Below are 26479 nucleotides of genomic sequence, written 5' to 3'. Positions count from 1 at the left end.
GACGACAGGACCTAGCCTTTGCTCCACCGGGGCCCCACCGGGTACCACGCCGAAGGCAGACTCAGCCCGGTGGGCAGAGGCGATCCGCCCGACGGGACCAGGTCGCTCGGCGCCACTCCGGCCGCACCGGAGAGGTCGACGGTCCCGCCGGTGAACTCCGCGTCGCCGAAGGTGACCGTGGAGCCGCTGAACTCCGCGCCTTCGAAGACGACCGTGCCGCCGCTGAACGCGGCGTAGCCGAAGTCGACGGTGCCGCCCGAGAACACCGCGCGCGAGAAGCTGACGGCACCGCCGGAGAACTTCGCGCCGGTGAAGTCGACCTTGCCGCCGGAGAACTCCGCGCCGGAGAAGCTGACGGAAGCGTCCGAGAACTCGGCGCCGTAGAAGGCGACGGTGCCGCGGGCGAACACCGCCCTGTCGAAGCGGACCCTGCCGCCGGCGAACACCGCGTTGTAGAAGTCTCCGCCGTCGAAGGCGACGGCGGAGAAGTCGAGGTCATGGCCCTGCCAGGAGTGGGGATCCGCCCCGGCCGGAAGGCGGAGATGGTCGCAGATGAGACGGATGACCGCGTGCCGGACCTCCCGCAGGCCCAGGTACGCATGCCGGGCATCGGTGTCGTCCTTCGAGAGGTCGGCCTCCGCGAGGTACGGAAGGCGGAGATAGGCACAGAGGACGTCGATGCACGTCTGGCGCAACTCGCGGGTGGGGGCGTCGTCGGCGAGGCCCGCCAGGGCGTGAACGCCGCCGAGGCGCACGGCGGCCGATTCCGCCCCCAGCTGGGAGACGGCGGTGGTGAAGCGCTCGGTGTGCAGTCGGGTGGCCTCACGCTGGGCGCCGTCCTCGTCGACGCGCTGACGCCGATAGGACACGACCAGGGCGACCAGGGCGCCGGCACCGGCGACCGCCCCCAACGACAGTTTCACCAGGTCGAACAGCGTCTGGGAGCTGATTCGGCGCTCGGACTCGAGCCCCTGGGCTCCGATGATCCACCACCCGGCGAAGAACGCCGCGGCGGCCACGGCGATCGCGGTGGCGAAGGTCAGAGCGAGGACGGTGCCAACAGGCCATAAGCTCAGGCCGCGCCGCTCAGCCCGGCGCCGGGGCAGATGTGGTCTCACACAACAACAGGACAACATGGGCAGTGGGCCGGTGGCAACAGCCTCCGCGGAGGTTGCGCGACGAAGAAACGGGTTGCGGTCGAAGATCGTGGCGCCGATGCTTCCACCGTGAAGATGCATGACAACCAGCTGACGGTGTCGCCCGAGACGGTGCGCACATTGGTGGACCAGCAGTTCCCCGAGTGGCGGAGCCTGCCGGTCAAAAGCATCGCCGCGCCGGGTACGGTCAACGCCATTTTCCGCATCGGCGATCAGTTCACGGCTCGATTCCCGCTTGAGTCCGCGGACGTCGACGCGACGCGGCGCTGGCTGAAGTCCGAAGCGGAAGCGGCTCGCGAGCTGGTGGGCCGCACGCGTTTCCCCACGCCCGAGCCGGTCGCGCTCGGCGAACCCGGGGCGGGCTACCCGCTTCCGTGGTCGGTGCAGACGTGGCTGCCCGGGACCGTGGCCGCCGACGAGGATCCAGCCGAATCGGTGCCGTTCGCCCGCGACTTGGCCGATCTCATCGGCGACCTACGCGCGATCGACACGCGTGGCCGCACGTTCGCCGGCACGGGTCGAGGAGGCGAGCTGCGATCCCATGACGCGTGGATGGAGACCTGTTTCACGCACAGTGAGCAACTCCTGGATGTTCCCCGGCTTCGCCGCATCTGGGCAACTCTGCGTGATCTGCCGCGAGGTGCGGCTGAGGACGTCATGGCCCATGGCGATCTGATTCCCGGCAACCTGCTCGTGTCCGACGGCCGGCTCGCGGGGATTCTCGACGTCGGCGGCTTCGGCGCGGCGTGCCCTTCGCTGGATCTCGTGAGCGCGTGGCATCTGCTCGAGGCCGGGCCGCGGCAGGCGCTCCGCGACCACCTGGGTTGCGACGACCTTGAATGGGAGCGAGGCAAGGCCTGGACCTTCATCCAGGCGATGGGGTTGGTCTGGTACTACGTCGAGAGCAACCCGGCCATGAGCCGGCTGGGCCGGCGATCCCTGGAACGCATCCTGGCGGACACATCGGCGGTGTGAATCATTGAGGGCCGCTGCCCCGATCACGGGTAGCGGCCCTTGCCGATGCCTGCCGATGCCTGCCGAAGTCCGGAGAGCGCGGGTCAGGCGTACTCGTAGAAGCCCGATCCCGTCTTGCGGCCCAGCCGGCCCGCGTCGACCATGCGCAGCAGCAGCGGCGGCGGGGCGTACAGGGGCTCCTTGTACTCGCCGTACATCGAGTCGGCGATCGCCGCGATCGTGTCCAGGCCGATCAGGTCGGAGAGCTTGAGCGGGCCCATGGGGTGGGCGCAGCCGAGTTCCATGCCGTTGTCGATGTCCTCGCGGCTCGCGATGCCGGACTCGAACATGCGGATGGCGGAGAGCAGATAGGGGATCAGCAGGGCGTTGACGACGAAGCCGGAGCGGTCCTGGGCGCGGATGGCGTGTTTGCCGAGGATGTCGTGGACCAGGGCCTCGGAGCGCTTGATGGTCTGGTCACCGGTGGTGAGCGCGGGGATCAGCTCGACCAGCTGCTGGACCGGGGCCGGGTTGAAGAAGTGGATGCCGATGACCTGGTCGGGGCGTGAGGTGGCGACGGCCAGCTTGACCAGGGGGATGGAGGAGGTGTTCGAGGCCAGGATGGCGTCGGGGCGGGTCACGACCTGGTCGAGGACCTGGAAGATCTCGGTCTTGATCTGCTCGTTCTCCACGACCGCCTCGATGACGAGATCACGGTCGGAGAACTCGCCGAGGTCCGTGGTGAAGCTCAGCCGCGCCAGCGTCGCGTCGCGCTCCGCCTCGGTGATCTTGCCGCGCTCGGCGGCCTTGCCGAGGGAGTTGGTCAGCCGGGTACGGCCCAGCTCCAGGGCCTCACCAGTGGTCTCCGCGACCTTGACGTCCAGGCCGGCACGGGCGCACACCTCCGCGATGCCCGCGCCCATCTGGCCGCAGCCCACCACTCCGACGCGTTCGATGTCGGTCACCTCGTGCCCTTCCGCTGATCAGTAGGTCGTCCCAGACGTTACCTGCCGGTCGGGTCCGAGGGGTGGGCCGGGGGCCGGAACCTTGTGGTCCGGACCCCGGCCGGGGATCTCAAGTGGGCGGGCGGCGGGCCCCGTTGGGGCGGTCGGGGGCCGTGGCCGGCGGCCTCTCGGTTACGCGGAGTCGCCGCGCAGGATGCCGCGCCCGTTCGTGCTCACGTACACCCGCCCGTAGACCCGCGGGTCGCCGGTGATCGCGGCGCCGGTCCAGGCGAACTGGTGTGCGTTGTCGTTGATCCGTACCCAGCTCGCCCCGGCGTCGGTGGAGCGGAAGATCCCGCGGACGCCGCCGATCTTGGCGCTGGTGTAGAGCGTCTGGTACGTGGCGCCGGTCGCCGCCTTGCCGAAGCCGATGTTGTCGGCCTGCTGGACGCCGGACAGCTTGGTGAAGGTGGCGCCCGAGTCGGTGGAGTGCCACAGCCCGTACGTACCGCTCGCGCTGCCGCCCGCGAGCCAGATGTCGCCCTCCGCGCCCGGCAGGGCCTTGAAGCGTACGGGGCCGTCGGTGGGCAGCCCGGTGGCGGCCTTGGCGGTGAAGGTGGCGCCGCCATCGGTGCTCACATAGAACGTGCCGGACTTGAAGCCGTAGTACTTCTTCGGGTTCTTGCGGTCCGACTCGACGACCGCCCCGGCCGGGATGCCGCTGGAGGCCGTCCAGGAGTTGCCGAAGCCGGCGGTGTAGTAGACGGAGGAGGTGCCGTCGGGGCTCCAGACGAAGCCGCTGCCGTCGGCCGCCGCGGCCACGGTGCCGCCGCCGGTGACCCCGGACGGCTCGCTGCCCTGCCACCAGTTCGCGCCGTTGTCGGTCGAGAAGGCGATCCGGGGCGCGGTGTCGTTGTTGCCGACCCGCACCACCGTGTTCGGGTTGGTCTCGGCGTAGTCCAGGCTGGTGGTCGTGGTGAAGCTGGGCGAGGCGAACATCTTGGCGGGCACCGCGTCGAGGTCGGTGTGGCGGAAACCGCCGATGTCGCCCAGGGCGCTGAGCAGCGGGGCGCCGGACGGCGGGCTGGCCAGGTCGTTGACCGCGGTCTCCTCCAGGCCCCTGACCATCGGCGTGATCTTGATCTGGCCGCCGGAGTCCCAGGACGAGAGGTTCTCGGTGCCGTAGACCGTGGCGCCGGTGCCGTACATCATCCGGTTGGAGTCGAACGGGTCGATCTCCAGCGCCTCGGTCATCCAGCCCAGCTTGGGCGTGACCTCGGGCGGGGACGGGTTGGTGCCGAAGGTCAGCCAGGGCACGGACGAGACGTCCTGGGTGTAGCGGAAGGAGCGGTTGGGGTAGCTGGTGAAGTCCCAGGCGCGGGTCCAGGTCGCGCCGGAGTCGGTGGAGCGGAAGATCTGGGTGTCCGGCCACCAGGAGCTGTAGCCGGTCACCATCAGCGTGCCGGGCTTCTGCCGGTCCACCGTCAGCCCGCTGTAGCCGAAGTAGGTGTCGGCGTCCGTCATCGGGCTGATGTTCTTCCACTCGCCGGTGGCCGTGGCGTACCGCCACACCTGGCCCTTCTCCCCGTCGTACGGACCGCCCTTGTCACTGGTGGTGATGTAGAGGTAGCCGTTCTTGGAGTCGAGGACGCCCTTGTGGGAGAGGTAGCCGGTCGGCTGTCCGTCCACCCGCGACCAGGTGGCGCCGGCGTCGGTCGAGCGGTAGACGGTGTTCTGCTTGTCGGCCACGCCCACGTAGATGGTCTTGGTCGCGGTGCCCGACGAGCCCGTGCGCTCGTCGAAGGTCACCCACACCACGCCCTGGTTGTCGCTCAGATAGCCGCTGGAGTCGCTCGGGTCCTGGGCGTAGTTGCCCGAGTTGGGGAAGGCCGTCACCTTCGACCAGGTGACGCCGGAGTCGGTGGAGCGCCACAGGCCGTTGCCGCTCGGCGCGCCGAAGTACAGCACGCTGTTCTTGTTGGGGTCGACCGCCAGGCGCTCGCCCATGCCGCGGCCGGGCATATTGCCGCCGACCTTGAAGGGGAGGGTGGTGGACTGCCAGGTGGCGCCCCGGTCGGAGGAGCGCAGAATCGCACCGTTGGTCGGGTCCCAGCTGTTGGTGTACGTGCCGACGGCCGCGTACACCTTGTTCGGCTCGACCGGGTCGCTGGCCAGGCTCGACACCCCGGTCCAGCCCCAGCGGTCCCAGTCCACCCAGTCCAGCAGCGGCACCCACTGCTTGCCGGTCTGGTCCCAGCGGTACGCCCCGCCGATGTCGGTGCGGGCGTAGGCGAGGTTCTTCTCCTTGCGGTTGAAGACGATGCCGGGGACGAAGCCGCCGCCGTCGACGCGGACGTTCTTCCAGGTGGCGGCGGCCAGCCCGGCGGCGGGGCTGCTCGGGGCGCGGTCGCTCGCGGCGCGGTCGGGGTGGGCGGCGGCGGGGGCGGCGGCCGCGGTCAGCAATCCGCCGACGAGCGCCAGCGCGGCCATGAGCGCGCCGAGTGGTCTTCTCCTGCCATGAAAGCGCACGGGAACTTCCTCTCCGGGCATCCGCCGCGGGCCGCGGCGGTACGGGGGCGGGTGTCTGTGCCGGTCTGTCCGTATCCGGGTTTGGGAGCGCTCCCATATGTGCGTACCACCGATGCTAGCGGCCGGATGACCGGGCGAGAAGAGTGGAGTCAAGAGGGCGTGGCGGTGAAGAGTCGAGTGCTCCGGAAGGGTGGGAAGGATTGCCGTGTGCCCGTAAGACCCGCATCATCGGCGGGAGTTAGCCACGATCAACAGGCGAGCGAGCGAGGAGCGAGGATGGGGCAGATCACGCGCAGGGGACTGACGGTCGCGGCCGCCGGAGCGCTGGCCGCGACCGTCACGACGGGTTCGACGGCGGCGTACGGGCGTGACGGGGCGCGGAGGAGCGGCGGACAACGCACGCCGCAGTTCCGCGGGATGTGGCTGGCCACCGTCGCCAACCGGGACTGGCCCTCCAAGCCCGGCCTGACCGCCGCCGAGCAGCGCGCCGAGCTGCTCGCCTTCCTGGACACCGCGGTCGCCCGGCGGCTGAACGCGGTGGTCTTCCAGGTCCGGCCGACCGCCGACGCGCTGTGGCCCTCCCGGTACGAGCCGTGGGCCGAGTATCTGACGGGCGTCCAGGGCCGCGACCCGGGCTGGGACCCGCTGGGCACCGCCGTGCGCGAGGCCCACCGCCGGGGCCTGGAGCTGCACGCCTGGTTCAATCCGTACCGCGTCGCCAACCACACCGACCCCACCCGGCTGATCCCCACCCACCCCGCGCGGCTGCACCCGGAGTGGGTGGTGCCCTACGGCGGCAAGCTCTACTACAACCCCGGCCTGCCGGAGGTCCGCCGCTTCGTCCAGGACGCGATGCTGGACGCGGTGGCGCGCTACGACATCGACGGTGTGCACTGGGACGACTACTTCTACCCCTATCCGGTGGCGGGCCAGGTCTTCGACGACGACGCGGCGTACGAGCGCTACGGCGCGGGCTTCCCGGACCGGGCCGCCTGGCGGCGGGACAACATCGACCGGCTGGTGCGCGAGACCGCCGGGCGGATCAAGCGGCTGGACCGGCGGGTGCGGTTCGGGATCAGCCCCTTCGCCGTCTGGCGCAACCAGGCCACCGACCCGCTGGGCTCCGACACCCGGGCCGGGGTGCAGACCTACGACGACCTGTACGCGGACACCCGCACGTGGGTCCGTGAGGAGTGGATCGACTACATCGTCCCGCAGGTGTACTGGAACATCGGCTTCGCCGCCGCCGACTACGCCAAGCTGGTGCCGTGGTGGGCGGAGGTGGTGCGGGGCACCGGTGTGCACCTCTACATCGGCGAGGCGCTCTACAAGGCGGGGGACCCGGCGCAGCCCGCGCCCTGGCAGGACCCGGCGGAGCTGTCCCGGCACCTCACCTTCGACCGGGACTATCCGCAGGTGCGGGGCAACGTCTACTTCTCCGCGAAGGAAGTGGCCGCCGACCGCAACGGCGCCATGGCGCGCGTGGTCGCCGACCACTACCCGTATCGCGTGCGTCCGCCCCGCTGAGCCGTCTGGGCCTGGACTACGGTCGTCCGGGCTCTGTGTGCAGGTGACGCACGACCGAATCCGGGCCGGGGGAGACCACGCACTCGTGCCCGTCGTCCTCGAAGCGGACGCGGAACGGTGGGGTCCCGTCGTCCCCGAGCACTTCGATGATCTCCGCGGTCCGGTCGTGAATTCCGACAACCCTGCCGTGTACCAGCAGCTTGTCGCCTACGGTCGCCTCCATACGCGTGACCTCCTGTCCGGTGCCCCGGAGGGTGTTGCGGTCCCTGAGGCCAGTTTATGGCCGCTCCTCCCGGTTTGCGCCCGTCGATGCCCGCTGCGTCACGGCGATGCACACCAGGACGGCCACGGCGGCCACGGGGGCCGCCCAGGTGAGGTGTTCGCCCAGGAGGAGCACGGACCACACCAGGGTGAGCAGCGGCTGGGCCAGCTGGAGTTGGCTGGCCCTGGCCACGCCGATGGCCGCCATCCCGCGGTACCAGACCACGAGCCCCAGGAACTGGGAGCCCAGGGCCAGCCACAGCACCCCGGCGACGGCGTGCGCCCCGAGGTGCACGGGCTCGGTGGCCAGGGCGGCCGCCGCGCCCGGCACCGACAGCGGCAGACAGGCCACCAGCGCCCAGCCGATCACCTGCCAGCCCGGCATGTGAGCCGCCAGCCGGGCGCCCTCCCCGTAGCCCGCCGCGCACACCAGCAGCGCGCCGAACAGATACAGATCCCCGGCGGTTGGCGCGCCGCCGCTCTGCTGGAGCGCGAAGGCGACGATCACCGCCGCGCCGATCAGGGCCGCCACCCAGAACGCACGGGTGGGCCGGGCCCCGGTGCGCACCGCCGCGTAGGCGGCCGTGGTCAGCGGCAGCAGGCCCACGACCACGGCGGCGTGCGAGGTGGTGGAGGTCCGCAGCGCGAGGGTGGACAGCAGGGGGAAGCCGATGACGACGCCCCCGGCGACCACCAGCAGCCCGGGCCAGTGGCGCCGGGCGGGCGGCGGGACGCGCAGGGCGGCCAGCGCGCCGCCCGCGACCAGCCCGGCCAGGCCGAGCCGGCAGGCGACCAGCGACCAGGGGCCCAGGCCCTCGAGACCCCAGGCGGTGGCGGGGAAGGTCAGGGAGAACGCGGCCACGCCCAGCACGGCCAGGACGGTGCCGAGAGCGCCGGTGGTGCCGGTGGTGCCGTCCCGGCGGACGGGGGACGGGATGGGGCGGGGGCGGCCGAGCGGCGGCCGGGCGGCGGGGCGCGGCTCGGCGCCACCGCTCACCGCTATCGTCTCGCTCGCAATAGCGCTATCTTGGGCTCTCATGCAAGAGCGTAGCAGTGTCGCGGAACTGGCCGGAATCCTCCGCACGGAGCTGAACCGCTACTCTCCGGGTGAGAAGCTGCCGTCCAGCCGGGCCCTGGTGGACCGCTACCGGGTGAGCCCGGTGACCGTCTCCCGGGCGCTCGCCGCGCTGCGTGCCGAGGGGCTCGTCGTCACCCGCCCCGGCGCCGGGGCCTTCCGGGCCACCCGGCCGCGCGCGGCCGAGGCGCCGCGCCCCGGCGACACCTCCTGGCAGGAGGTGGCCCTCAGCGTCGAGACGTCCGGCGAGTCGGTCCCGCGCTCCGTCGACGCCTCCGGGGTGCTGATGACCCTGGCCGTCCCGCCGCCCGGCGCCCTCGAACTGCACGGTGGCTATCTGCACCCCTCGCTCCAGCCGGAGCGGGCGCTGGCCGCCGCCCTCGCCCGCGCCGGGCGGCGGCCCGGCGCCTGGGACCGCCCGCCGATCGACGGGCTGAGCGAGCTGCGCGCGTGGTTCGCCGCCGAGATCGGCGGCCGGGCCGGGGCCCTCGCCCCCTCCGAGGTGCTGATCACCGCGGGCGGCCAGAGCGCGCTGACCACCGCGCTGCGCGCCCTCGCGCCCCCCGGCGCGCCCGTGCTCGTGGAGTCGCCCACCTACCCCGGGGCGCTCGCCGCCGCCCGCGCCTTCGGGCTGCGGCCGGTCCCGGTCCCCGTGGACGCCGACGGGGTCCGCACCGACCTGCTCGAACAGGCGCTGCGCGCGACCGGGGCGCGCGTCTTCCTCTGCCAGCCCCTCTTCCAGAACCCGACCGGCGCGGTGCTCTCCGCCGAGCGGCGGCGCGAGGTGCTGCGGGTCGCCCGGGAAGCGGGCGCGTTCGTGGTCGAGGACGACTTCGCGCGCCGCCTCGCCCACGAGGACGCGGGGCCGCTGCCCGCGACCCTCGCCGCCGACGACCCCGACGGAGTCGTCGTCCACGTCTGCTCGCTCACCAAGGCCACGTCGGCCAGCCTGCGGGTGGGCGCGCTCGCCGCCCGCGGCCCGGCGCTGGAGCGGCTGCGCGCCATCCAGGTCGTCGACAGCTTCTTCGTGCCGCGCCCGCTCCAGGAGGCCGCGCTGGAACTCGTCGGCTCGCCCGCCTGGCCCCGCCATCTGCGCACCGTCGCCGCCGAGCTGCGCGCCCGCCGCGAGGCGCTGGCCACGGGGGTGCGGCGGGACTTCCCCGAACTCGCCCTGCGCCATGTCCCGCCCGGCGGCTTCCACCTGTGGCTGCGGCTGCCCGACGGGGCCGACGAGGCCGCGCTGACGGCCGCCGCCCTGCGCGCCGGGGTGTCCGTCGCGCCCGGCCGCCCGTACTTCTGCGCCGAGCCGCCGGCCCCGCACCTGCGGCTGGGCTTCGCCTCGGCGGCGGGCGCCGGCGAGCTGGCCGAGGGGCTGCGCCGACTGCGCCTCGCCTGCGACGAGGTGCTGGGGTGACGGCACGCAGGATCTCCCACGTGCCGAAAACCCCTCGACGCGGCCCCCTTGACCTGCGAGTCTCCCGCCATGAGTGACACGAACGGCCGGCCGGTGCCGGACGGCTACGAGATATCCAGCGATCCCGCCCGCCTCGACCCGGCCCGGATCCACCGCTGGCTGTCCACCGACGCGTACTGGTCGCTGGGCCGCACCCGCGAGAAGCAGGACCTGGCCATCGCCGGCTCGCTCAACTTCGGCGCGTACGAGACCGCTTCGGGCGCCCAGGCCGCGTACGCCCGGGTCATCACCGACCACGCCACCTTCGCCTGGCTGTGCGATGTCTACGTGGACCGGTCCGCGCGCGGGACGGGCCTCGGCACCGCGCTGGTCGCGGCCGTCCGTGACCACCTGGAGCCCTTCGGGCTGCGGCGCATCCTGCTCGCCACGTTCGACGCACACGGCGTCTACGAGAAGATCGGCTTCTCGCTCCTGGACGACCCGGAGCACTGGATGACCCTGCGCTTCCCCGGCGCCGAGGCGCCGGGGAGGTGACGCGGCCGGGCCGCGGGCAGGTCAGGGGCCGTGCTGGTCCACGGACTCCCGCGGCTCCGCTGCCTCCCGCGGCCCCTCGGCGGCCTCAGCGGCCTCGGCGAGGGCGGCCGGTTCGGCGGGCTTGCGGCGGCCGGTCAGCCGCATGGCGAGCGGCTGGGTGTAGCGGGCGGTGAGCGGGCCGAGGATCACGAGGATCAGCACATAGGCCGTGGCCAGCGGCCCCAGCTCCGGCTCGATGCCCGCCGTGACGGCGAGTCCGGCGATGACGATGGAGAACTCGCCGCGCGCCACCAGGGTGCCGCCCGCTCGCCAGCGGCCCTTGACGGAGATCCCGGCGCGCTTCGCCGCCCAGTAGCCGGTGGCGATCTTCGTACCCGCGGTGACGACGGCCAGCGCGAGGGCCGGCAGCAGCACCGGCGGAATGCTCGCCGGGTCGGTGTGCAGACCGAAGAAGACGAAGAACACGGCCGCGAACAGGTCCCGCAGCGGGCTGAGCAGGTTGTGCGTGCCCTCGGCCACCTCGCCGGACAGCGCGATGCCCACCAGGAACGCCCCGACGGCCGCCGACACCTGGAGCTGCTGGGCGATACCGGCGACCAGCAGGGTCAGGCCCAGCACCACCAGCAGCAGCTTCTCCGGGTCGTCGCTGGAGACGAAGCGCGAGATGACCCGGCCGTAGCGCACGGCCACGAACAGCACCAGACCGGCCACGCCGAGCGCGATGGCCAGGGTGACGCTCCCCGCCGCCAGGCTCACCCCCGCCAGCAGGGCGGTGATGATCGGCAGATAGACGGCCATCGCCAGGTCTTCGAGGACCAGGATGGACAGGATGACCGGTGTCTCACGGTTGCCCAGGCGCCCCAGGTCGCCCAGGACCTTGGCGATGACGCCGGACGAGGAGATCCAGGTGACCCCGGCCAGCACCACCGCGGCCACCGGGCCCCAGCCCATCAGCAGCGCCATGACGGCGCCGGGCAGGGCGTTGAGCGTGGCGTCGACCAGTCCGGCCGGGTACTGGGTCTTGAGGTTGCTGACCAGGTCACTGGCGGTGTACTCGAGCCCGAGCATGAGCAGCAGCAGGATCACGCCGATCTCGGCGCCGATCGCCACGAACTCCTCACTCGCGCCCAGCGGCAGCAGACCGCCTTCGCCGAAGGCGAGCCCGGCCAGCAGATAGAGGGGGATGGGGGAGAACTGAAGGCGTCCGGCCAGCCGGCCCAGCAGGCCCAGGCCCAGGATGACCGCCCCGAACTCGATCAGGAAAAGAGCGGAGGAATGCATCGATCACTCCCGCCCAAGTATCGTCGCGGCCGTCTCCACGCCTTCGCGGGTGCCGATCACGATCAGGGTGTCGCCGCCGGCCAGCCGGAAGTCCGGCGCCGGGGAGGGGATCGCCTCCGCGCGGCGCAGCACCGCCACGATCGAGGCGCCGGTCTCGGTCCGCATCCGCGTCTCGCCCAGCACCCGCCCGTTCCAGTGCGAGACCGACGACAGCTCGACCCGCTCGGCCACCAGGCCCAGCTCGGTCGTGGACAGCAGCGCGGGGCTGTGGTGCGACGGCATCAGCGCGCCGATGAGGGACTCCGTCTCCTTGGCCGTGAGCCGCACGGACAACGCGCACTCGTCAGGGTCGTCCTCGCGATACGCGCTCACCGTCCGCCCGCCGTCGCGATGCGCGACCACCGACATGCGCTGGTGTTCTCGCGTGGTCAGGTCGTAACGGACACCGATTCCGGGCAACGGCGTACTGCTGATCCGCGGAGCTCCCACGGCCATCCTTCCGTCGTGTGTGCCACTTGGTGGTGGACGCACGGCGGCTGGTTTTGGCCGGTGACGTCCCCCGTACACCCTATCGAACGGCAAAGACTTGGTAATGAGCGGGGCGGAAGGGGGGTGGTTGTGAGCGGAGCCGGCCGGATACCGGCGGTCGCCGGGTGAGAAGACGATCACCCCTCGGAAGGATGCGCCCGGATGGCTACGGGCCTCGATCGCGAAGGCTGACGGGCCGGCTCCGCACGCCTTCATGCTCCTGCATATGTATAGTTGTTGCAAGCTATTCGCAATAAGGCTCTAGGGTGGGTCCCGGCACGATCACTCACCGTCGAAAGCCGAAAGGGGCTCTGCCTGATGGGCACGTACTCGCTTCCCGACCTGCCGTACGACTACGCCGCGCTGGAGCCGGCCATCACCGGCCAGATCCTCGAGCTGCACCACGCCAAGCACCACGCGGCCTACGTCAAGGGCGCCAACGACACCCTGGAGCAGCTCGCCGAGGCGCGGGAGAAGGAGCAGTTCGGCGGCCTGGTCGGGCTGGAGAAGACCTTCGCGTTCAACCTGTCCGGACACGTTCTGCACTCGATCTTCTGGCAGAACCTGTCCCGGGACGGCGGCGACCGCCCCGACGGAGCGCTCGGCGACGCCATCGACGAACACCTCGGCGGCTTCGAGGCGTTCAAGAAGCAGCTCACCACCGCCACCACCACGGTCCAGGGCTCCGGCTGGGGCGTGCTCGCCTGGGAGCCGCTGGGCAAGCGCCTGATCGTCGAGCAGGTCTACGACCACCACGGCAACGTCGGCCAGGGCGCGGTCCCGCTGCTGGTGTTCGACGCCTGGGAGCACGCCTACTACCTCCAGTACAAGAACGTCCGCCCGGACTACGTCACCAAGCTCTGGGACCTCGTCAACTGGGAGGATGTGGCGGCCCGGTACGCCGCCGCCAAGGGCGTCTGAACGGGACCCCGGACGGGCGCCTCGACTCCCGGGTGTACGCGGCACGGCCGCTCGCCGAGCCCTGGCACCTGCTTCAGTCGCCGAGTCGCACCACGCGGGCGGTGGCCGTGACCCGGCCGCTGTCGCGGAACCGCAGCACGAACGGCAGTTCCTCGCCCAGCCGCAGCGGCGTGGAGACCCTGACCATCGCCTTGAGGCCGCCCGCCGACATGGTCAGCCCGGAGCGGGCGGGGACGGCCGCCGTGTCGACCATGGCCATGGACTCCGTGGCGCCCCTGCGCACCGTGCGGGAGAGCATGGCGCGGCCGGTGACCGGGGAGGTCACGGACACCAGCCGGTCGTCGGCGCCCCCGGTGTTGCGCACCCGGAAGAAGGCCACCGTGAACTCGTTGCCGGCGTACGGCAGCCAGACGCGGCCGTCGGTGATCCGGAGCCGGGCCGGTGAACCGGCCCCGCCGGTGGCGGTCCAGGCCGTCAGCCCGCCGAGGGCGACGGCGCTCGCCACCAGCGGCGCCAGCGCGCCGCGGACGGCGCCGGCCAGGCGGCGACGGGTGGGCGAAAGCAGGGGGCGCATGGTGTTCCTCATGATGGGGTGAGCCTTCGGGCGGCCGGGGCCGGGCGCGGGCCGGTGGCGTACGCGACGAGGCCGTCGGCGACGGCGAGCAGGACACCGGCCGCCATCGCCACGACGGCGCCCGACGGGTTGAGCCAACCGGCGGCGGCGGGCGCCAGGGCGACCACCTGGCAGCCCGGCACCCAGACCAGCTGGGCGCGGAGGACGTACCCGGTGCGCCGCGCGAGACGGATCGCGTCGACGACGGCCTCGACGTCCCCGCGCGGCAGCGTCATATCGGCCGCCCCGACGGCCACCGGGTCGCCGTCCCCCAGCGCGATGCCCAGGTCGGCCTCGGCCAGCGCCGCCGCGTCCTCGGCGCCCTCGCCCACCACCGCCACCCGGTGTCCCCGCTCCCGCAACTCCCGCACCAGGACGGCCTTGTCGCGCGGCCCGACACCGGAGTGCACCTCGGCGATGCCCAACCGGTCGGCGGCGGCCCGGGCCGCCTCCTCCCGCTCCCCGGTGACCAGCACCGGCCGCAGCCCGAGCCGCTTCAGATGGCGCACCGCCCGGTAATCGCCGGGCCGCCGCACGGTGTTCAGCACGACGGTGTCGACGGCGCGCAGCGCATCCAGGGACCGCGGCCGACGGACGCGAACGCCGATCCGGGCGCCGCGCAGGGCGGCGGACAGCAGCGTCGCCGGGACCGCCGCCAGCAGCGCGCAGGGGGCGGCCACCACCAGCACCGCCACGGCGGCGGCCACCGCGGCCCGTGGCTCGGCGCCCGCCCCGAGCCAGAAGCCCGGCACCGTCACGGCCACGGCCGCCACCATCGGCACCAAGGCCCGGGCCATCGCGTCGGCCGGGAGCGGAGCCGAGGCCGTACCGCGCCCGGCCCTGGCCTCCAGACAGCGCCCGGCGAGGGCACACAGCACGACCCCGGCCACCGCGTCGAGACACGGGCGTGCCGCGCCGGCTCCGGCGGTGGCCGTCGGGTCGAAGGGCAGCCGCGTCCCGGGCTCCCCGGCCCCGCCCAGGAACAGGGCGTACGCCGACCAGACGAACGACGCGACGACGGCGAGCGACACCAAAGTGTCCGAGGCGACCGTCGGCTCTCGCAGCGCGCGCCGGTGGAACGGCCAGGCGCCCCACACCGCCAGCGGCGCGGCGAGTACGAAGCACAGCCACTGCCAGTTGCGGAACTGCGCGCCCGGCACCACGGAGAGCACCAGCACGGGCAGCGCCAGCACCGCGGCGACCAGCAGCCGCCGGCGCTCCGGCTCCGCCACGTCGGCCGCCACGTCCTCAGGGCCCGGGCGCTGCGGCGGCACCGCGAGCCCGGCCGACGGCGCCACCTGCGGTGCCGCGGCGATCACCGCCCGCCACCCGGCCGCGCGGCCATGCCGTGCATCCCGCCCCCGCCGCCGCCCCCGTCCCCGTCTCCGCCCCCGCCCCCGTCCTCCGGGGCGGTCCCGGACGGGCTCGACGGGCGCATCCACGGGGCGACCGGCCCGGCCGCCGCCCCCACCGCGTAGGAGGCCGCGAACAGCAGCCCGAGCAGCACCAGGAAGCCCAGCAGCGCGGGAGGCGGCGCGAGGCGCCGCACGGCGACGCGCCCTTCGGGGGACGGGGGATGGCGGTCCGTCATCATCACTCCTGCGAGAACACACGGCCCGGTCGGCCGCCGTCATGCTGGCACGCCGGAACACCGTGCGGACGCCGTGGCACGGGGGCGGGGCGCGTGAGGTTTCTCCCGGTGCGGCGCGGGAACCAGGCGCCCGCGCCGGCCGACTACATCAGGAGGTGTTCAGACAGAAGACCCGAGCGGCTCGTCGGCGAGGTAGGGCGGCGCCGGCTCGTACTGGATGTACCGGCGGACCGCGCGCGCGTGGTCCCGGCCGTGCAGGCGGCCGACCAGCCACAACGCCATGTCGATCCCGGCCGAGACACCCTGACTGGTGACCAGGGCGCCGTCGACCACATAGCGGGCGTCGCGCACCACCGTGACCTCGCCGCGGGCCTCCAGCGCGTCCTCGAAACCGTAGTGGGTGGCCACCCGGCGACCGCGCGCCGGGCCCGCCTCGTGCAGCAGCAGCGCCCCGGTGCAGACGCCGGTGGTCCACTCGGTGTGCGCGGAGGTCTTGCGGATCCAGTCGATGACCGCCGGATTGGACACCTCGCGACGGGTGCCCATGCCCCCGGGCACCAGCAGGACGTCCAGCGGCGGATGGTCGTCAAGCGTGTGGTCCGGCAGCACCCGCATGCCCTTGTTGCAGCGGACGGCGCCGGGCCGCTCGGCGATGAGCAGCGCGGTGTCGGCGTGGTCGCGCAGCATCGACGAGGCGGTGAACACCTCCCAGGGGCCGACGAAGTCGAGCTCCTCCACTCCCTCGAACACCAGCAGTCCGTAGGTGGTCATGTGTACTCCCTCGTGGATCGGAAACGGTCCCGGTAGTCGGACGGGGCGACGCCGACATGGCGGTGAAAGGCGCGGCGCAGGGTCTCGGCGGTGCCGAAGCCGCAGCGCCGGGCGATGGCCTCGACGGGGTCGCCGCCCTCGACGAGCGCGCGCTGCGCCGCTTCGACCCGCACCCGCTCCACATAGACCGCGGGCGGCACGCCCAGCTCGGCGGCGAACCTTCGCTGGAGATGGCGCGTGCTCAGCCCGGCACACCCCGCCAGGTCCGCGACGGTGTGCCGGGCGCCCGGGTCGGCGTGGATCGCCGAGACCGCGGCGCCGATCGAGTCGGTGGCCGGCTGCGCCGACCACAGCCCCACGCCGAACTGGGACTGGCTGCCGGGGCGGCGCAGGAACAACACCAGCTCCCGGGCCACGGTGTGGGCCGTCTCCCGCCCCAGATCCGCCTCCACCAGGGCGAGCGCCAGATCCATCCCGGCGGTCACGCCCGCCGAGGTCCACACCTTCCCGTCCCGGACGAAGATGGGATCGCAGTCGACCCGCACCCCGGGGTGTTCCCGGGCCAGTTGCTCCGCGCGGCCCCAGTGGGTGGTGACCCGCCGCCCGTCCACGAGCCCGGCGGCGGCCAGCAGGAACACCCCGCTGCACACCGAGGCGACCCGCCGGGCGCCGGCCGCGGCCGACGCGATCCAGCCGGTCAGCGCCGGATCGTGACGGGCCCGGTCCACCCCGCGGCCGCCCGCCACCACCAGCGTGTCGATCCCGCCGGGGTCGAGATCGGCCACCCCGTGCGCCGCGTGCACCGGCAGGCCGCTGGACGACCGCACGGCGCCCGGGAGGGGCGCCACGATCCGGCAGGAGTAGCCACCCGCGAGGTGGCCGGCGTGCTGGAACACCTCCAGCGGACCGGCCAGGTCGAGCGACTGGAACCCCTCGTAGATCACGAAGACCATGTGTCGCTGGTTCACCCTTCCACCCTGCGGTCTGTCCCGGATGGCGGCAAGGACACACACCCCACACATCGCGCCACCCATTCCCACACGGCGGAACGGGCTTTCGGCAGCCGCCACCATGATCCGTGCCGCCTACCATGCCCGGATGAACTTCCGGCTCACGCTGATCGCCTCCGCCCGCAGTTCCTCCCGGCTCGCCGAGCGTTTCGATGACGACCGGCCGCTCGATCCGGCGGGCTGGCGCGAGGTCGAGCGCGTGGCGCCCTCGCTGCTTCCGCTGGCCGCCGCGGAGCTGCGCTACTGCTCTCCGTCGGCGCGCAGCCGGGAGACCGGCGACATCCTCGGATTCATGCCGCTCTCCCAAACCTCCCTGCGCGACTGCGACATGGGCAACTGGCGCGGCCGGACCCTGGAGGAGGTGAAGGAGCGCGAGCCCGAGGCGGTCGACGCCTGGCTCGCCGACCCGGGCAGCGCGCCGCACGGGGGAGAGTCGCTGTCGGCGTTCATCAACCGCGTGGGCAGATGGCTGGACAACCGGCCCGCCGGATTCGACGACCCGATGCTCGCCGTCGCCGACGCGGGTGTGATCCGCGCCGCGGTGACCCACGCGATGAAGGCGCCGCCGCACTGCTACTGGAACGTCGATGTGCTCCCGCTGTCCACCGTCACGCTGATCGGCGGGGCCGGGCGGTGGCGGCTGTGCGTGGACCGCGAAGCGCAGTTGTAAGGCCCGCCCAGCGGTCTGCACAGCGGTCCACACAGCGGTCTACACAGCGGAAACGCAGCGGTTACGGAATGTCGCCATCGGTCGCGTACGTTCGAGGGGACGTGTCCTCGACGACGAGGGAAGCCACCCCGCCCGACCGCCCGGAGGACACCGTTGCGCACCCCGCACACCTCGCCCGCACTGCCCCGCTGGCTCACCCACCCGCTGCCCGGCGCTCGCGGGCTGCGCGGGCCCGTGCCCTGGGCGGCGGTGGCGCGCGGCGCGCTCGGCGTGGGGCCCGTGCTGGCGGCCGGAGTGGCCGCGGGGCAGACCTCCGCCGGGGTGACCGCGGGCCTCGGCGCGATGTTCGCGCACATCAACGACCGGCCCGCCACCCGCGCCACCCGCCTGGTGCGCATCGGCCTGCCCGCCCTGGCCGGGGCCGTCGGCATGCTCACCGGGGCATGGCTGGGCACGCTGGGGCTCGGCACCTGGATCGCGCTCGCACTCGCGGCGGTCGGCCTGGTGTCCGGAGCGATCAGCGCGATCGGGCCGGTGTGCTCCTCGGCCGGGGTCCAGCTGATGGTGGTGTGCGTGGTCGGCGCGGGCATGCCCGCCCCCGAATCCCCGCCCGCCCGGGCCGGGCTGCTGCTCGCGGGCGCCGCGTGGGTGCTGGCCATGGCGTGGCTGCTGCCGCTGCTCGCCCAATTTCGGGGCTCGGTTCTCCCCCAGCTACCGCTGGGAGGTGCCCCCAGGGGCGCCACAGCCCCTGTCGACGGTCGCCCCGCGGCGGGCCTGCCCGACGAGCGGGTCGCGGTGGCCGCCGTCTACGACGCGCTCGCCGACCTGATGGCGGCGGTCGGCACCGAGCGCGGCCAGGCGGGCCGGCGCCGGCTGACCGCCGCGTACGACGCCGCCTACGAATCGCTCTACGCACACCGTGTCCCGCTCCACCGCCCCGACGCCGGCCGGCGCCGGCTGCGCGATCTGCTGGCGGTGGCCGGGGCGTTGAGCGAGACGGCGGTGACCCTGCTGTGGGAGGGCGAGCCGCTGCCCGCCCGGGTGGCGCGGACCCCCGCGCTGCTGGCCCGCTCGGTGCGCACCGGCCGGCCGCCGGGCCCGCTCCCCGCGCCCGCGCCGCACACCGCCGGCGGCCTCGCCGCGCACCGCGCGGTGCTGCTGGCCGCCCGTGTCTTCGACGGCGAACCGGCCCCGGCGGTCGGCGCGGTCGGCCCCGGCCCCCGGCAGCGGCTGCGCCGGGCGCTCGGCCCGGCGGGCCGGGAGTACGCGGCCCGGGTGGCGCTGTGCGTGGGCGTCGCCACCGCGCTGGCCCGGTCGCTGCCGGGCGAACACTGGTACTGGCTCCCCGCCACCGCCGCCTTCCTGGTCAAGCCGGACATGGGCCCGCTGGTGTCGCGGGCCGTGAGCCGCGCGTTCGGCACCGCCGTCGGCGTGGCCGTCTTCGGCGGGCTCGCCGCGCTGCTCGGCCCGCTCGCGGGGGCGGACGGGGTGTGGCCGGTGGCCGTCGCCGCGGTGTGCTCGGCGCTGATCCCGGTGTCCGTACGCCACTTCGCGCTCCAGACGGCGGTGCTCACGCCACTGCTGCTGTCCCTGGTGTACCTCGGCGGCGACCGCGGCGCGGGGTACGCGCGGCTCACGGACACGCTGCTGGCCTGCGCGGTGGTGCTGGCGGCGGGCGCGCTGCCCGGCCTCGGCGGCCCGCGCGCCCAGGTGTCCGTACGACTGTCGCTCGCGGTCCGCGCCACCCGCGACCACCTGGACCGGGTGCTGGACGCCGACGCGCCGTACGCGGTACGGCTGCGGCTGCGCCGCGAGGCGTACCGCGCGCTGGCGGACGCCCGGCGCGCGGTGGAGGTGGCGGGCGCCGAACACCCGCCGTTCGGGCGCGACCTGGCGGCGTGGGCCCCGGTGGTGGCGGCGCTCGAGGAGATCGTGGACGCGACGACGGCGTGCGGGGTCCGGCTGGACCACGGCGCGCCGCGCCCGGAGCCGGCCCTCGCGGACGGGCTGCGGGCCGCCCTGTCGGACCTGGCCGACGCGGTCGCCGCCCGTCGCCCGCCGGCCGATCTCCCGCTGCCCGCCGGACCGTCGGTGACCGTCCCCCAGCCACCGCTGGGCGGCGTCCCCTGCGCGACCCTCGCCGATGTCACCGCGGGCCTGCACCGCGCCAGGCAGCTCGCCGGTTCACGCCAGTGACCTGAGTCGGAGATTCTTTGGCAGATCCAGCGTTGCCGCTCATTGGCGCCAGTCGTCACCAGCTGCGGTTGTGCTGCGGAGCGCCGCTTGCGGAACTACCGGAGAACTTCTGACTCAGGACACTCGGCCCTGTCTCCCCGATCCCTGCGGGCCCGCGACGCCTGGCACGCGCCCAAGGCTACCGCTGGCGGGCGTACCTCCCAGCGGTAGCCGGGGGCGTCACCGTCACAGAGATCGGGGAGACAGGGCTCAGGCCGTGTCCGCGAAGTGCCGGGTCCGGGACGGCCGGACATGGCCTAACCGGCCGGCGGCCGCCATTCCCCGGTGGTGGCGAACCGCTCGACGACGCCCGCGTACGGCGCCGGGTCGAGCCCCCGGGCGCGTACCCACTCCGGGTCCAGGTGGGTGTTCCGGTACGGCTCGGCGTGGTCGCCGACGAGGCCGACCACGCTGCCCCGCGCGCCCGACTCGCGCATCCGCGCCACCAGGTGGCATACGCCCCACAGCCCGGTCCCGGCCGCCGGGCCGGCCGGGACGGCGGCCGTGTCGTGCAGCCATCGCAGGGCGGCCAGGGACGCGGCGTCCGGAACCGGGATCACCAGGTCGATCACGGTGGGCAGGAACCCGGGTTCGGTGCGGGGGCGGCCGATGCCGGGGATCCGGGAGGGCATGCCGGTGGCGTAGTCGTGGCAGCCGCTCGCCCACGCCGGGAAGTAGGCGGAGTTCTCCGGGTCCACCACGGCCAGCCGGGTCGGATGGCCGTGGTGGCGCAGATGGCGTCCGATCGAGGCCGAGGTGGCGCCGGTGCCGGCGCCGGTGACGATCCACGCGGGCACCGGGTACGGCTCCTCGCGCAGCTGCGTGAAGATCTCGTCCGCGATCGTCGGTTCGCGGCTCGCGGCCAGGGCCGGTTCGGCGTCGGTGAAGTGGTCGAGGAAGTGTCCGCCGAGCCGCTCGGCCACCGCGCGGGCCTCCTCCTGCACCGCGGCCGGCGGCTGTTCTGCCACCTGCCACCGCCCGCCCTGCCGCTCGACGCGGGCCAGGGTGTCCGCCGGGGTCTTCGCCGGTACGACGGCGAGGAACGGCAGATCCAGCAGCCGCGCGAAGTGGGCTCCCGCGACGGCGACCGCGCCGCCGGTGGCGGCGACCACCGTGGTGTCCGCGGTGATCCGGCCGGTCTCGATCGCCTCGTGGAACATGGCCCGCACCAGGCGGTGTTTCACGCTGCCGGTGGGGTGTGCGGACTCGTCCTTGAGATAGACCCGGACGTCCCGCAGCGCGGGCAGCGGAAGCGGCCGGAACGGGGTCGGGCCGTGAGCGCGGCCCTCCGCGCGGAGGCGCCGGATCGCGTCCGCCGCCCAGGCGTTGGGGTGGTCCGAGGTCATGGGCCCCGACCCTACCCAGGGCCGCAGCCCGGCGCCCCGGCCCGGAGGAGGCCGACGGCTCCCGGCCGTCCCGGATGCCCGCCGACACCCTCCGTGGCCGGACTACGGCGCGGGAGTGAACACGAGCGAGGTGTTGTGGCCGCCGAATCCGAAGGAGTTGCTGAGCGCGGCGGTCGGCGACGCTCCGCGCCGGGGCGCTCCCGTGACGACGTCGAGCTTCACCTGCGGGTCGAGGGCGTCGACGTTCTGGGTCGCGGGGATCACCCCGTCGCGCACCGCGAGGATCGCGGCGAGCGCGCCGACCGCCCCCGCAGCCCCGAAGAGGTGGCCGGTCATGGACTTGGTCGCGGTCACGGACGGGTGGATGCCGATCGCCTCGGCGATCGACTCGGCCTCGACGAGGTCGCCCATCGGTGTGGAGGTGGCGTGGGCGTGGATGAGCTCGATCGCGAGCGGGGTCAGCTTCGCGGAGGCCAGCGCCATGCGCATGGCGCGGACTTGACCCTCCGGGTGCGCGGCGGTGATGTGGTGGGCGTCCGAGGTGACCCCGGCCCCGGCGAGCGTCGCGTGGGTGCGGGCCGCCCGGGCGGCGGCGAACTCGGCGCGCTCCAGGACGACCACGGCAGCGCCCTCGCCGATGACGAAGCCGTCGCGGTCGACGTCGAAGGGCCGGGACGCCCGCTCGGGCTCGTCGTTGCGCGTGGAGTGGGCTCGGGCCTGGGCGAACCCGGCCAGCACCAGCGGGTTGACGCAGGCCTCGGTGCCGCCCGCGACGACCACGTCGGCGCGGCCGAGGCGGATCAGGTCTAAGCCCATGGCGATCGCCTCGGCCCCCGAGGCGCAGGCGCTGACCGGGGCGTGGGCGCCGCCGCGCGCGCCGAGTTCGATGCTGACCAGGGCGGCGGGACCGTTCGCCATCAGCATCGGGACGGAGTGCGGGGACATCCGCCGCATCCCGGTGGACTCCATGATGTCGCTCTGGCGGAGCATGGTCAGCGTGCCCCCGGTGCCCGTGCCGATGGCCACGGCCAGCCGCTCCGGCTCGACATCGGGGGCGCCCGCGTCGGCCCAGGCCTCGCGGGCGGCGATCAGCGCGATCTGCTGGCAGCGGTCCATGCGCCGGGCCTGCACCCGGTCCAGGACCTCGGTCGGCTCGACCGCCAGCTGGCCCGCGATCCGCACGGGGGCGTCGGTCGCCCACGCCTCCTCGATTCGGCGGATCCCGGATCTCCCGCTCAGCATCCCGGACCAGGTCGAGGCCACATCGCCGCCGAGCGGTGTGGTGGCCCCGAGACCGGTGACCACCACCTGTTCGGTGTCAGCGCTCATCGAAATCTACCCCCGTGTAGTGGACACACGACTCCCGCGTGGAAGTTCGCGGGAGGAGATCACTTGTCGGCCACTCTGTCAGGGGGCTCACGGCCGGGCAGATGGCGCAATCCCAGCAGGCCGGGGTCCGGGTTTTGTAGGGCTCCGCTATTGGTTGTCGCCACGGTGACCGGGGGCCCACGGAGCGCACATGGCGGGGGCCGAGGGGGAGCGCGCCCGGCGGGCCGCGGAGAAGCGCGCGGGGACGGGGGCACACAAGCCGCCGCCCCGGCCGGAACGGTGTCCGGCCGGGGCGGCGGCGAGAGGCAGAGGAGGCGGGAGGAAAGACCGCCGCGTCAGCCGAGGGTGGCGAGGGCCTGGTTGAAGGTCGCCGACGGACGCATCACGGCGGCGGCCTTGGCCGGGTCGGGCTGGTAGTAGCCGCCTATCTCGGCCGGCTCGCCCTGGACGGCGATCAGCTCGTCGACGATCGTCTGCTCCTGGGCGGCGAGCGTCTCGGCGAGCGGGCCGAAGGCCTTGGCCAGGCCCGCGTCGTCGGTCTGCCCGGCCAGCTCCTGCGCCCAGTACAGCGACAGGAAGAAGTGGCTGCCGCGGTTGTCGATGCCACCGACCCGGCGGCTGGGCGACTTGTCCTCGTTGAGGAAGGTGGCCGTGGCCCGGTCGAGGGTGTCGGCGAGCACCTGGGCGCGCGCGTTGCCGGTGGTCTTCGCGTACTGCTCGAGGGACGGCACCAGCGCGAAGAACTCGCCCAGCGAGTCCCAGCGCAGGTAGTTCTCCTTGACCAGCTGCTGGACGTGCTTCGGCGCGGAGCCGCCCGCGCCCGTCTCGAAGAGGCCGCCGCCCGCCATCAGCGGGACGACCGACAGCATCTTGGCGCTGGTGCCCAGCTCCAGGATCGGGAACAGGTCGGTCAGGTAGTCGCGCAGCACGTTGCCGGTGACCGAGATGGCGTTCTCGCCGCGGCGGATCCGCTCCAGGGAGAACGTGATCGCGTCGACCGGGGCCTTGATCTCGATCTGAAGGCCCTCGGTGTCGTGCTCCGGCAGGTACGCCTTGACCTTCTCGATCAGCTGGGCGTCGTGGGCGCGGTTCTCGTCGAGCCAGAAGACGGCCGGGTCGCCGGTGGCGCGGGCGCGGGTGACGGCGAGCTTGACCCAGTCGCGGATCGGCAGGTCCTTGGTCTGGCACATGCGGAAGATGTCACCGGCGCCGACGACCTGCTCCAGGACCACGGTGCCGGCCTCGTCGAGGACGCGGACGGTGCCCGTGACGGGGATCTCGAAGGTCTTGTCGTGGCTGCCGTACTCCTCGGCCTTCTGCGCCATCAGGCCGACGTTCGGGACCGAGCCCATGGTGGCGGGGTCCAGGGCGCCGTTGGCCCGGCAGTCGTCGAGGACGGCCTGGTAGATGCCGGCGTAGCTGCTGTCGGGCAGGACGGCGAGGGTGTCGTGCTCCTGGCCGTCGGGGCCCCACATGTGGCCCGAGGTGCGGATCATGGCCGGCATGGAGGCGTCGACGATCACGTCGGAGGGGACGTGCAGGTTGGTGATGCCGCGGTCGGAGTCGACCATCGCCATCCGGGGGCCCTCGGCCAGCTCGGCCTCGAAGGACTCCTTGATCCGGGTGCCCTCGGGCAGCGACTCCACGCCCTTGAGGATGCCGCCGAGCCCGTCGTTGGGGGTCAGACCGGCGGCCGCGAACACCTCGCCGTACTCGGCGAAGGTCTTCGGGAAGAAGGCCCGCACCGCGTGGCCGAAGACGATCGGGTCGGAGACCTTCATCATCGTGGCCTTGAGGTGCAGCGAGAACAGCACGTCCTCGGCCTTGGCCCGGGCCACCTGGGCGGTCAGGAACTCGCGCAGCGCGGCCACGCGCATCACGGACGCGTCCACGACCTCGCCGGCCAGCACGGGTACGGACTCGCGCAGCACGGTGGTCGAGCCGTCGTCGCCCGCCAGCTCGATGCGCAGCGAGCCGGCCTCGGCGACCACCGCGGACTTCTCGGTGGCGCGGAAGTCGTCGACGCCCATGGTGGCGACGTTGGTCTTCGACTCGGCGGTCCAGGCGCCCATGCGGTGCGGGTGCGTCTTGGCGTAGTTCTTGACCGACGCGGGGGCGCGGCGGTCGGAGTTGCCCTCGCGCAGCACCGGGTTGACGGCGGAGCCCTTGACCTTGTCGTAGCGGGCGCGGATCTCGCGCTCCTCGTCGGTCTTCGGGTCGTCCGGGTAGTCCGGCAGCGTGTAGCCCTGCTGCTGGAGCTCGGCGACCGCGGCCTTCAGCTGCGGGATCGAGGCCGAGATGTTCGGCAGCTTGATGATGTTGGCCTCGGGCGTCTTGGCCAGCTCACCGAGCTCGGCGAGGGCGTCGGGGATCCGCAGGCCCTCCTCCAGGTACTCGGGGAAGACGGCGATGATGCGCCCGGCCAGCGAGATGTCACGGGTCTCCACAGCGACCCCGGCCGTCGACGCGTACGCCTGGACCACCGGCAAGAACGAATACGTCGCCAGGGCCGGGGCCTCGTCGGTGTGCGTATAGATGATGGTCGAGTCAGTCACCGGGTGCTCCGCTCCACGTCTGCAACATTGCTCGACATCAAGATATCTCGTTGCCGGCCCCCTCTCGAAAGGGCCCGACCCCCTCTGGGCGCGTAACACGCGTCACCCCCGCCGTGTCACCGCCTCCGGCTGTCCGAAACACTCATTGCATAAAGCTTCGGTCGACCGTATAGTCATGCCATCGACAGGGAGGTTGTTTCGATGGCGATACGTGCGGCGGTGGCCGGAGCGAGCGGATACGCGGGCGGCGAGGTGCTGCGCCTGCTGCTCGCCCACCCCCAGGTGGAGATCGGCGCCCTGACCGGCAACTCCAACGCCGGCCAGCGCCTCGGGGCCCTCCAGCCGCACCTTCCGCCGCTCGCCGACCGGATCCTGGAGCCGACCGGCCCCGAGGCGCTCACCGGGCACGACGTGGTGTTCCTCGCACTGCCCCACGGCCAGTCCGCCGCCGTCGCGGAACAGCTGGGCGACGAGGTCCTGATCATCGACTGCGGGGCCGACTTCCGGCTCGAGGACGCGGGGGACTGGGAGCGGTTCTACGGCTCGCCCCACGCGGGCACCTGGCCCTACGGCCTCCCCGAGCTGCCCGGGGCCCGCGACGCGCTGGAGGGGTCCAAGCGCGTCGCGGTCCCAGGCTGCTACCCCACCTCCGTCTCCCTCGCGCTGTTCCCGGCGTACGCGGCGGGGCTCGTCGAGCCCGAGGCCGTGATCGTCGCCGCCTCCGGCACCTCGGGAGCGGGCAAGGCGCCCAAGCCGCACCTGCTGGGCAGCGAGGTCATGGGCGCCATGAGCCCGTACGGCGTGGGCGGCGGCCACCGGCACACCCCCGAGATGATCCAGAACCTGTCGGCGGCGGCGGGGGAGCCGGTCTCGGTCTCCTTCACCCCCACCCTCGCCCCCATGCCCCGCGGCATCCTCGCCACGTGCAGCGCCAAGGCCAGGCCCGGGGTGACGGCCGAGGCGGTGCGGGCCGCCTACGAGAAGGCGTTCCAGGACGAGCCGTTCGTCCACCTCCTCCCCGAGGGACAGTGGCCGTCCACCGCCTCCGTGTACGGATCGAACACCGCGCTGATCCAGGTCGCCCTCGACGCGGCGGCCGGCCGGGTCATCGCCATCAGCGCCATCGACAACCTCACCAAGGGCACCGCGGGCGGCGCGGTCCAGAGCATGAACGTCGCGCTCGGCCTCCCGGAGGAGCTGGGGCTCCCCACCACCGGAATCGCGCCATAAGCCC

Annotated in this window: 23 protein-coding genes; 8 read left to right on the top strand and 15 right to left on the bottom strand. The window is 73.3% G+C overall.

Translation table 11 applies throughout. The features are described 5' to 3' along the window. Positions 1-11 precede the first annotated feature (11 nt). Positions 12-1118 carry a pentapeptide repeat-containing protein gene (locus ABTY62_RS11695; RefSeq protein WP_352129244.1) on the bottom strand — a complete coding sequence of 369 codons (1107 nt, stop codon included), beginning with the start codon at positions 1116-1118 and terminating at the stop codon, positions 12-14. A 108-nt stretch (positions 1119-1226) separates the two neighbouring features. Here ABTY62_RS11695 and ABTY62_RS11690 point away from each other — a divergent pair, with 108 nt between their 5' ends. Then, a complete protein-coding gene (locus ABTY62_RS11690) occupies positions 1227-2132 on the top strand; it encodes an aminoglycoside phosphotransferase family protein (RefSeq protein WP_352129243.1) in 906 nt (301 codons plus the stop codon). A gap of 83 nt (positions 2133-2215) precedes the next feature. Here the strand turns inward: ABTY62_RS11690 and ABTY62_RS11685 are convergent, their stop codons facing one another. Further along, positions 2216-3076 (bottom strand): 3-hydroxybutyryl-CoA dehydrogenase, encoded by an 861-nt coding sequence (locus ABTY62_RS11685; protein WP_352129242.1) that lies wholly within the window; start codon positions 3074-3076, stop codon positions 2216-2218. Between the two features lie 171 nt (positions 3077-3247). Further along, the gene (locus tag ABTY62_RS11680) at positions 3248-5545 is read right to left on the bottom strand and encodes a xyloglucanase (RefSeq protein WP_352129357.1); all 2298 of its coding nucleotides are present in this window, start codon (positions 5543-5545) and stop codon (positions 3248-3250) included. 315 nt (positions 5546-5860) lie between these two features. On the opposite strand from ABTY62_RS11680, the gene ABTY62_RS11675 reads away from it, so the two are divergent. Further along, entirely contained in the window at positions 5861-7111 is a 1251-nt protein-coding gene (locus ABTY62_RS11675; protein ID WP_352129241.1) for a glycoside hydrolase family 10-like protein, read from the top strand. Positions 7112-7127: 16 nt separating this feature from the next. On the opposite strand, the gene ABTY62_RS11670 is transcribed toward ABTY62_RS11675, so the two are convergent. Continuing rightward, positions 7128-7334, bottom strand: coding sequence for a DUF1918 domain-containing protein (locus tag ABTY62_RS11670; RefSeq protein ID WP_352129240.1), 207 nt, complete (start codon positions 7332-7334; stop codon positions 7128-7130). 54 nt (positions 7335-7388) lie between these two features. After that, complete coding sequence (locus ABTY62_RS11665) at positions 7389-8411, bottom strand: DMT family transporter (protein ID WP_352129239.1); 1023 nt, start codon at positions 8409-8411, stop codon at positions 7389-7391. On the opposite strand from ABTY62_RS11665, the gene ABTY62_RS11660 reads away from it, so the two are divergent. Both ABTY62_RS11660 and ABTY62_RS11655 read left to right on the top strand, forming a co-directional pair. Further along, positions 8410-9861, top strand: a complete 1452-nt coding sequence (locus tag ABTY62_RS11660) for an aminotransferase-like domain-containing protein (protein ID WP_352129238.1) — start codon at positions 8410-8412, stop codon at positions 9859-9861. The genes ABTY62_RS11665 and ABTY62_RS11660 overlap by 2 nt on opposite strands. 69 nt (positions 9862-9930) lie before the next feature. Beyond that, the gene (locus ABTY62_RS11655; protein WP_352129237.1) at positions 9931-10395 is read left to right on the top strand and encodes a GNAT family N-acetyltransferase; all 465 of its coding nucleotides are present in this window, start codon (positions 9931-9933) and stop codon (positions 10393-10395) included. Positions 10396-10416: 21 nt separating this feature from the next. On the opposite strand, the gene ABTY62_RS11650 is transcribed toward ABTY62_RS11655, so the two are convergent. Both ABTY62_RS11650 and ABTY62_RS11645 read right to left on the bottom strand, forming a co-directional pair. After that, a complete protein-coding gene (locus ABTY62_RS11650) occupies positions 10417-11676 on the bottom strand; it encodes a cation:proton antiporter (protein WP_352129236.1) in 1260 nt (419 codons plus the stop codon). Between the two features lie 3 nt (positions 11677-11679). Further along, on the bottom strand, positions 11680-12171 hold the full coding sequence (locus tag ABTY62_RS11645) for a cation:proton antiporter regulatory subunit (protein WP_311725705.1): 492 nt from the start codon (positions 12169-12171) through the stop codon (positions 11680-11682). 351 nt (positions 12172-12522) lie between these two features. Between ABTY62_RS11645 and ABTY62_RS11640 the strand changes: the two genes are divergently transcribed. After that, on the top strand, positions 12523-13125 hold the full coding sequence (locus tag ABTY62_RS11640) for a superoxide dismutase (RefSeq protein ID WP_352129235.1): 603 nt from the start codon (positions 12523-12525) through the stop codon (positions 13123-13125). A gap of 73 nt (positions 13126-13198) precedes the next feature. On the opposite strand, the gene ABTY62_RS11635 is transcribed toward ABTY62_RS11640, so the two are convergent. The 5 genes from ABTY62_RS11635 to ABTY62_RS11615 all read right to left on the bottom strand — a co-directional run bounded on the left by ABTY62_RS11635 (position 13199) and on the right by ABTY62_RS11615 (position 17068). Continuing rightward, on the bottom strand, positions 13199-13699 hold the full coding sequence (locus tag ABTY62_RS11635; protein WP_352129234.1) for a copper chaperone PCu(A)C: 501 nt from the start codon (positions 13697-13699) through the stop codon (positions 13199-13201). A gap of 8 nt (positions 13700-13707) precedes the next feature. Continuing rightward, a complete protein-coding gene (locus tag ABTY62_RS11630) occupies positions 13708-15057 on the bottom strand; it encodes an HAD-IC family P-type ATPase (RefSeq protein WP_502997441.1) in 1350 nt (449 codons plus the stop codon). Continuing rightward, on the bottom strand, positions 15054-15329 hold the full coding sequence (locus ABTY62_RS11625) for a hypothetical protein (RefSeq protein WP_352129233.1): 276 nt from the start codon (positions 15327-15329) through the stop codon (positions 15054-15056). Before ABTY62_RS11625 ends, ABTY62_RS11630 begins: the two co-directional genes overlap by 4 nt. Before the next feature lie 159 nt (positions 15330-15488). Beyond that, positions 15489-16100 carry a DJ-1/PfpI family protein gene (locus ABTY62_RS11620; RefSeq protein WP_352129232.1) on the bottom strand — a complete coding sequence of 204 codons (612 nt, stop codon included), beginning with the start codon at positions 16098-16100 and terminating at the stop codon, positions 15489-15491. Next, on the bottom strand, positions 16097-17068 hold the full coding sequence (locus ABTY62_RS11615; protein WP_352129231.1) for a GlxA family transcriptional regulator: 972 nt from the start codon (positions 17066-17068) through the stop codon (positions 16097-16099). The genes ABTY62_RS11620 and ABTY62_RS11615 overlap by 4 nt, the downstream gene beginning before the upstream one ends. A 130-nt stretch (positions 17069-17198) precedes the next feature. On the opposite strand from ABTY62_RS11615, the gene ABTY62_RS11610 reads away from it, so the two are divergent. Further along, positions 17199-17780 carry a histidine phosphatase family protein gene (locus ABTY62_RS11610; RefSeq protein ID WP_352129230.1) on the top strand — a complete coding sequence of 194 codons (582 nt, stop codon included), beginning with the start codon at positions 17199-17201 and terminating at the stop codon, positions 17778-17780. A gap of 153 nt (positions 17781-17933) precedes the next feature. Continuing rightward, on the top strand, positions 17934-19976 hold the full coding sequence (locus ABTY62_RS11605) for an FUSC family protein (protein WP_352129229.1): 2043 nt from the start codon (positions 17934-17936) through the stop codon (positions 19974-19976). Between the two features lie 296 nt (positions 19977-20272). Here the strand turns inward: ABTY62_RS11605 and ABTY62_RS11600 are convergent, their stop codons facing one another. The 3 genes from ABTY62_RS11600 to ABTY62_RS11590 form a co-directional block, all read right to left on the bottom strand. Next, positions 20273-21361, bottom strand: coding sequence for a pyridoxal-phosphate dependent enzyme (locus ABTY62_RS11600; RefSeq protein ID WP_352129228.1), 1089 nt, complete (start codon positions 21359-21361; stop codon positions 20273-20275). Between the two features lie 102 nt (positions 21362-21463). Next, on the bottom strand, positions 21464-22690 hold the full coding sequence (locus tag ABTY62_RS11595; protein WP_352129227.1) for a beta-ketoacyl-[acyl-carrier-protein] synthase family protein: 1227 nt from the start codon (positions 22688-22690) through the stop codon (positions 21464-21466). A 335-nt stretch (positions 22691-23025) separates the two neighbouring features. After that, positions 23026-25245, bottom strand: coding sequence for an NADP-dependent isocitrate dehydrogenase (locus tag ABTY62_RS11590; protein ID WP_352129226.1), 2220 nt, complete (start codon positions 25243-25245; stop codon positions 23026-23028). Positions 25246-25446: 201 nt separating this feature from the next. Here ABTY62_RS11590 and argC point away from each other — a divergent pair, with 201 nt between their 5' ends. After that, positions 25447-26475, top strand: coding sequence for an N-acetyl-gamma-glutamyl-phosphate reductase (argC, locus tag ABTY62_RS11585; protein ID WP_352129225.1), 1029 nt, complete (start codon positions 25447-25449; stop codon positions 26473-26475). The last annotated feature ends 4 nt before the right edge of the window (positions 26476-26479 follow it).

Origin of the sequence: Streptomyces sp. NPDC097640 (assembly GCF_040302705.1) — a bacterium.
GTDB lineage: Bacteria > Actinomycetota > Actinomycetes > Streptomycetales > Streptomycetaceae > Streptomyces.
This window is presented reverse-complemented; position numbering and strand designations above follow the sequence as displayed.

Bases quoted from the DNA above. Each gene is read 5' to 3' on its own strand.
- ABTY62_RS11680 (WP_352129357.1), bottom strand. From the start codon at position 5,545: ATGGCCGCGCTGGCGCTCGTCGGCGGATTGCTGACCGCGGCCGCCGCC.
- ABTY62_RS11675 (WP_352129241.1), top strand. From the start codon at position 5,861: ATGGGGCAGATCACGCGCAGGGGACTGACGGTCGCGGCCGCCGGAGCG.
- ABTY62_RS11670 (WP_352129240.1), bottom strand. From the start codon at position 7,334: ATGGAGGCGACCGTAGGCGACAAGCTGCTGGTACACGGCAGGGTTGTC.
- ABTY62_RS11660 (WP_352129238.1), top strand. From the start codon at position 8,410: ATGCAAGAGCGTAGCAGTGTCGCGGAACTGGCCGGAATCCTCCGCACG.
- ABTY62_RS11665 (WP_352129239.1), bottom strand. From the start codon at position 8,411: ATGAGAGCCCAAGATAGCGCTATTGCGAGCGAGACGATAGCGGTGAGC.
- ABTY62_RS11655 (WP_352129237.1), top strand. From the start codon at position 9,931: ATGAGTGACACGAACGGCCGGCCGGTGCCGGACGGCTACGAGATATCC.
- ABTY62_RS11650 (WP_352129236.1), bottom strand. From the start codon at position 11,676: ATGCATTCCTCCGCTCTTTTCCTGATCGAGTTCGGGGCGGTCATCCTG.
- ABTY62_RS11645 (WP_311725705.1), bottom strand. From the start codon at position 12,171: ATGGCCGTGGGAGCTCCGCGGATCAGCAGTACGCCGTTGCCCGGAATC.
- ABTY62_RS11640 (WP_352129235.1), top strand. From the start codon at position 12,523: ATGGGCACGTACTCGCTTCCCGACCTGCCGTACGACTACGCCGCGCTG.
- ABTY62_RS11635 (WP_352129234.1), bottom strand. From the start codon at position 13,699: ATGCGCCCCCTGCTTTCGCCCACCCGTCGCCGCCTGGCCGGCGCCGTC.
- ABTY62_RS11625 (WP_352129233.1), bottom strand. From the start codon at position 15,329: ATGACGGACCGCCATCCCCCGTCCCCCGAAGGGCGCGTCGCCGTGCGG.
- ABTY62_RS11620 (WP_352129232.1), bottom strand. From the start codon at position 16,100: ATGACCACCTACGGACTGCTGGTGTTCGAGGGAGTGGAGGAGCTCGAC.
- ABTY62_RS11610 (WP_352129230.1), top strand. From the start codon at position 17,199: ATGAACTTCCGGCTCACGCTGATCGCCTCCGCCCGCAGTTCCTCCCGG.
- ABTY62_RS11600 (WP_352129228.1), bottom strand. From the start codon at position 21,361: ATGACCTCGGACCACCCCAACGCCTGGGCGGCGGACGCGATCCGGCGC.
- ABTY62_RS11595 (WP_352129227.1), bottom strand. From the start codon at position 22,690: ATGAGCGCTGACACCGAACAGGTGGTGGTCACCGGTCTCGGGGCCACC.
- argC (WP_352129225.1), top strand. From the start codon at position 25,447: ATGGCGATACGTGCGGCGGTGGCCGGAGCGAGCGGATACGCGGGCGGC.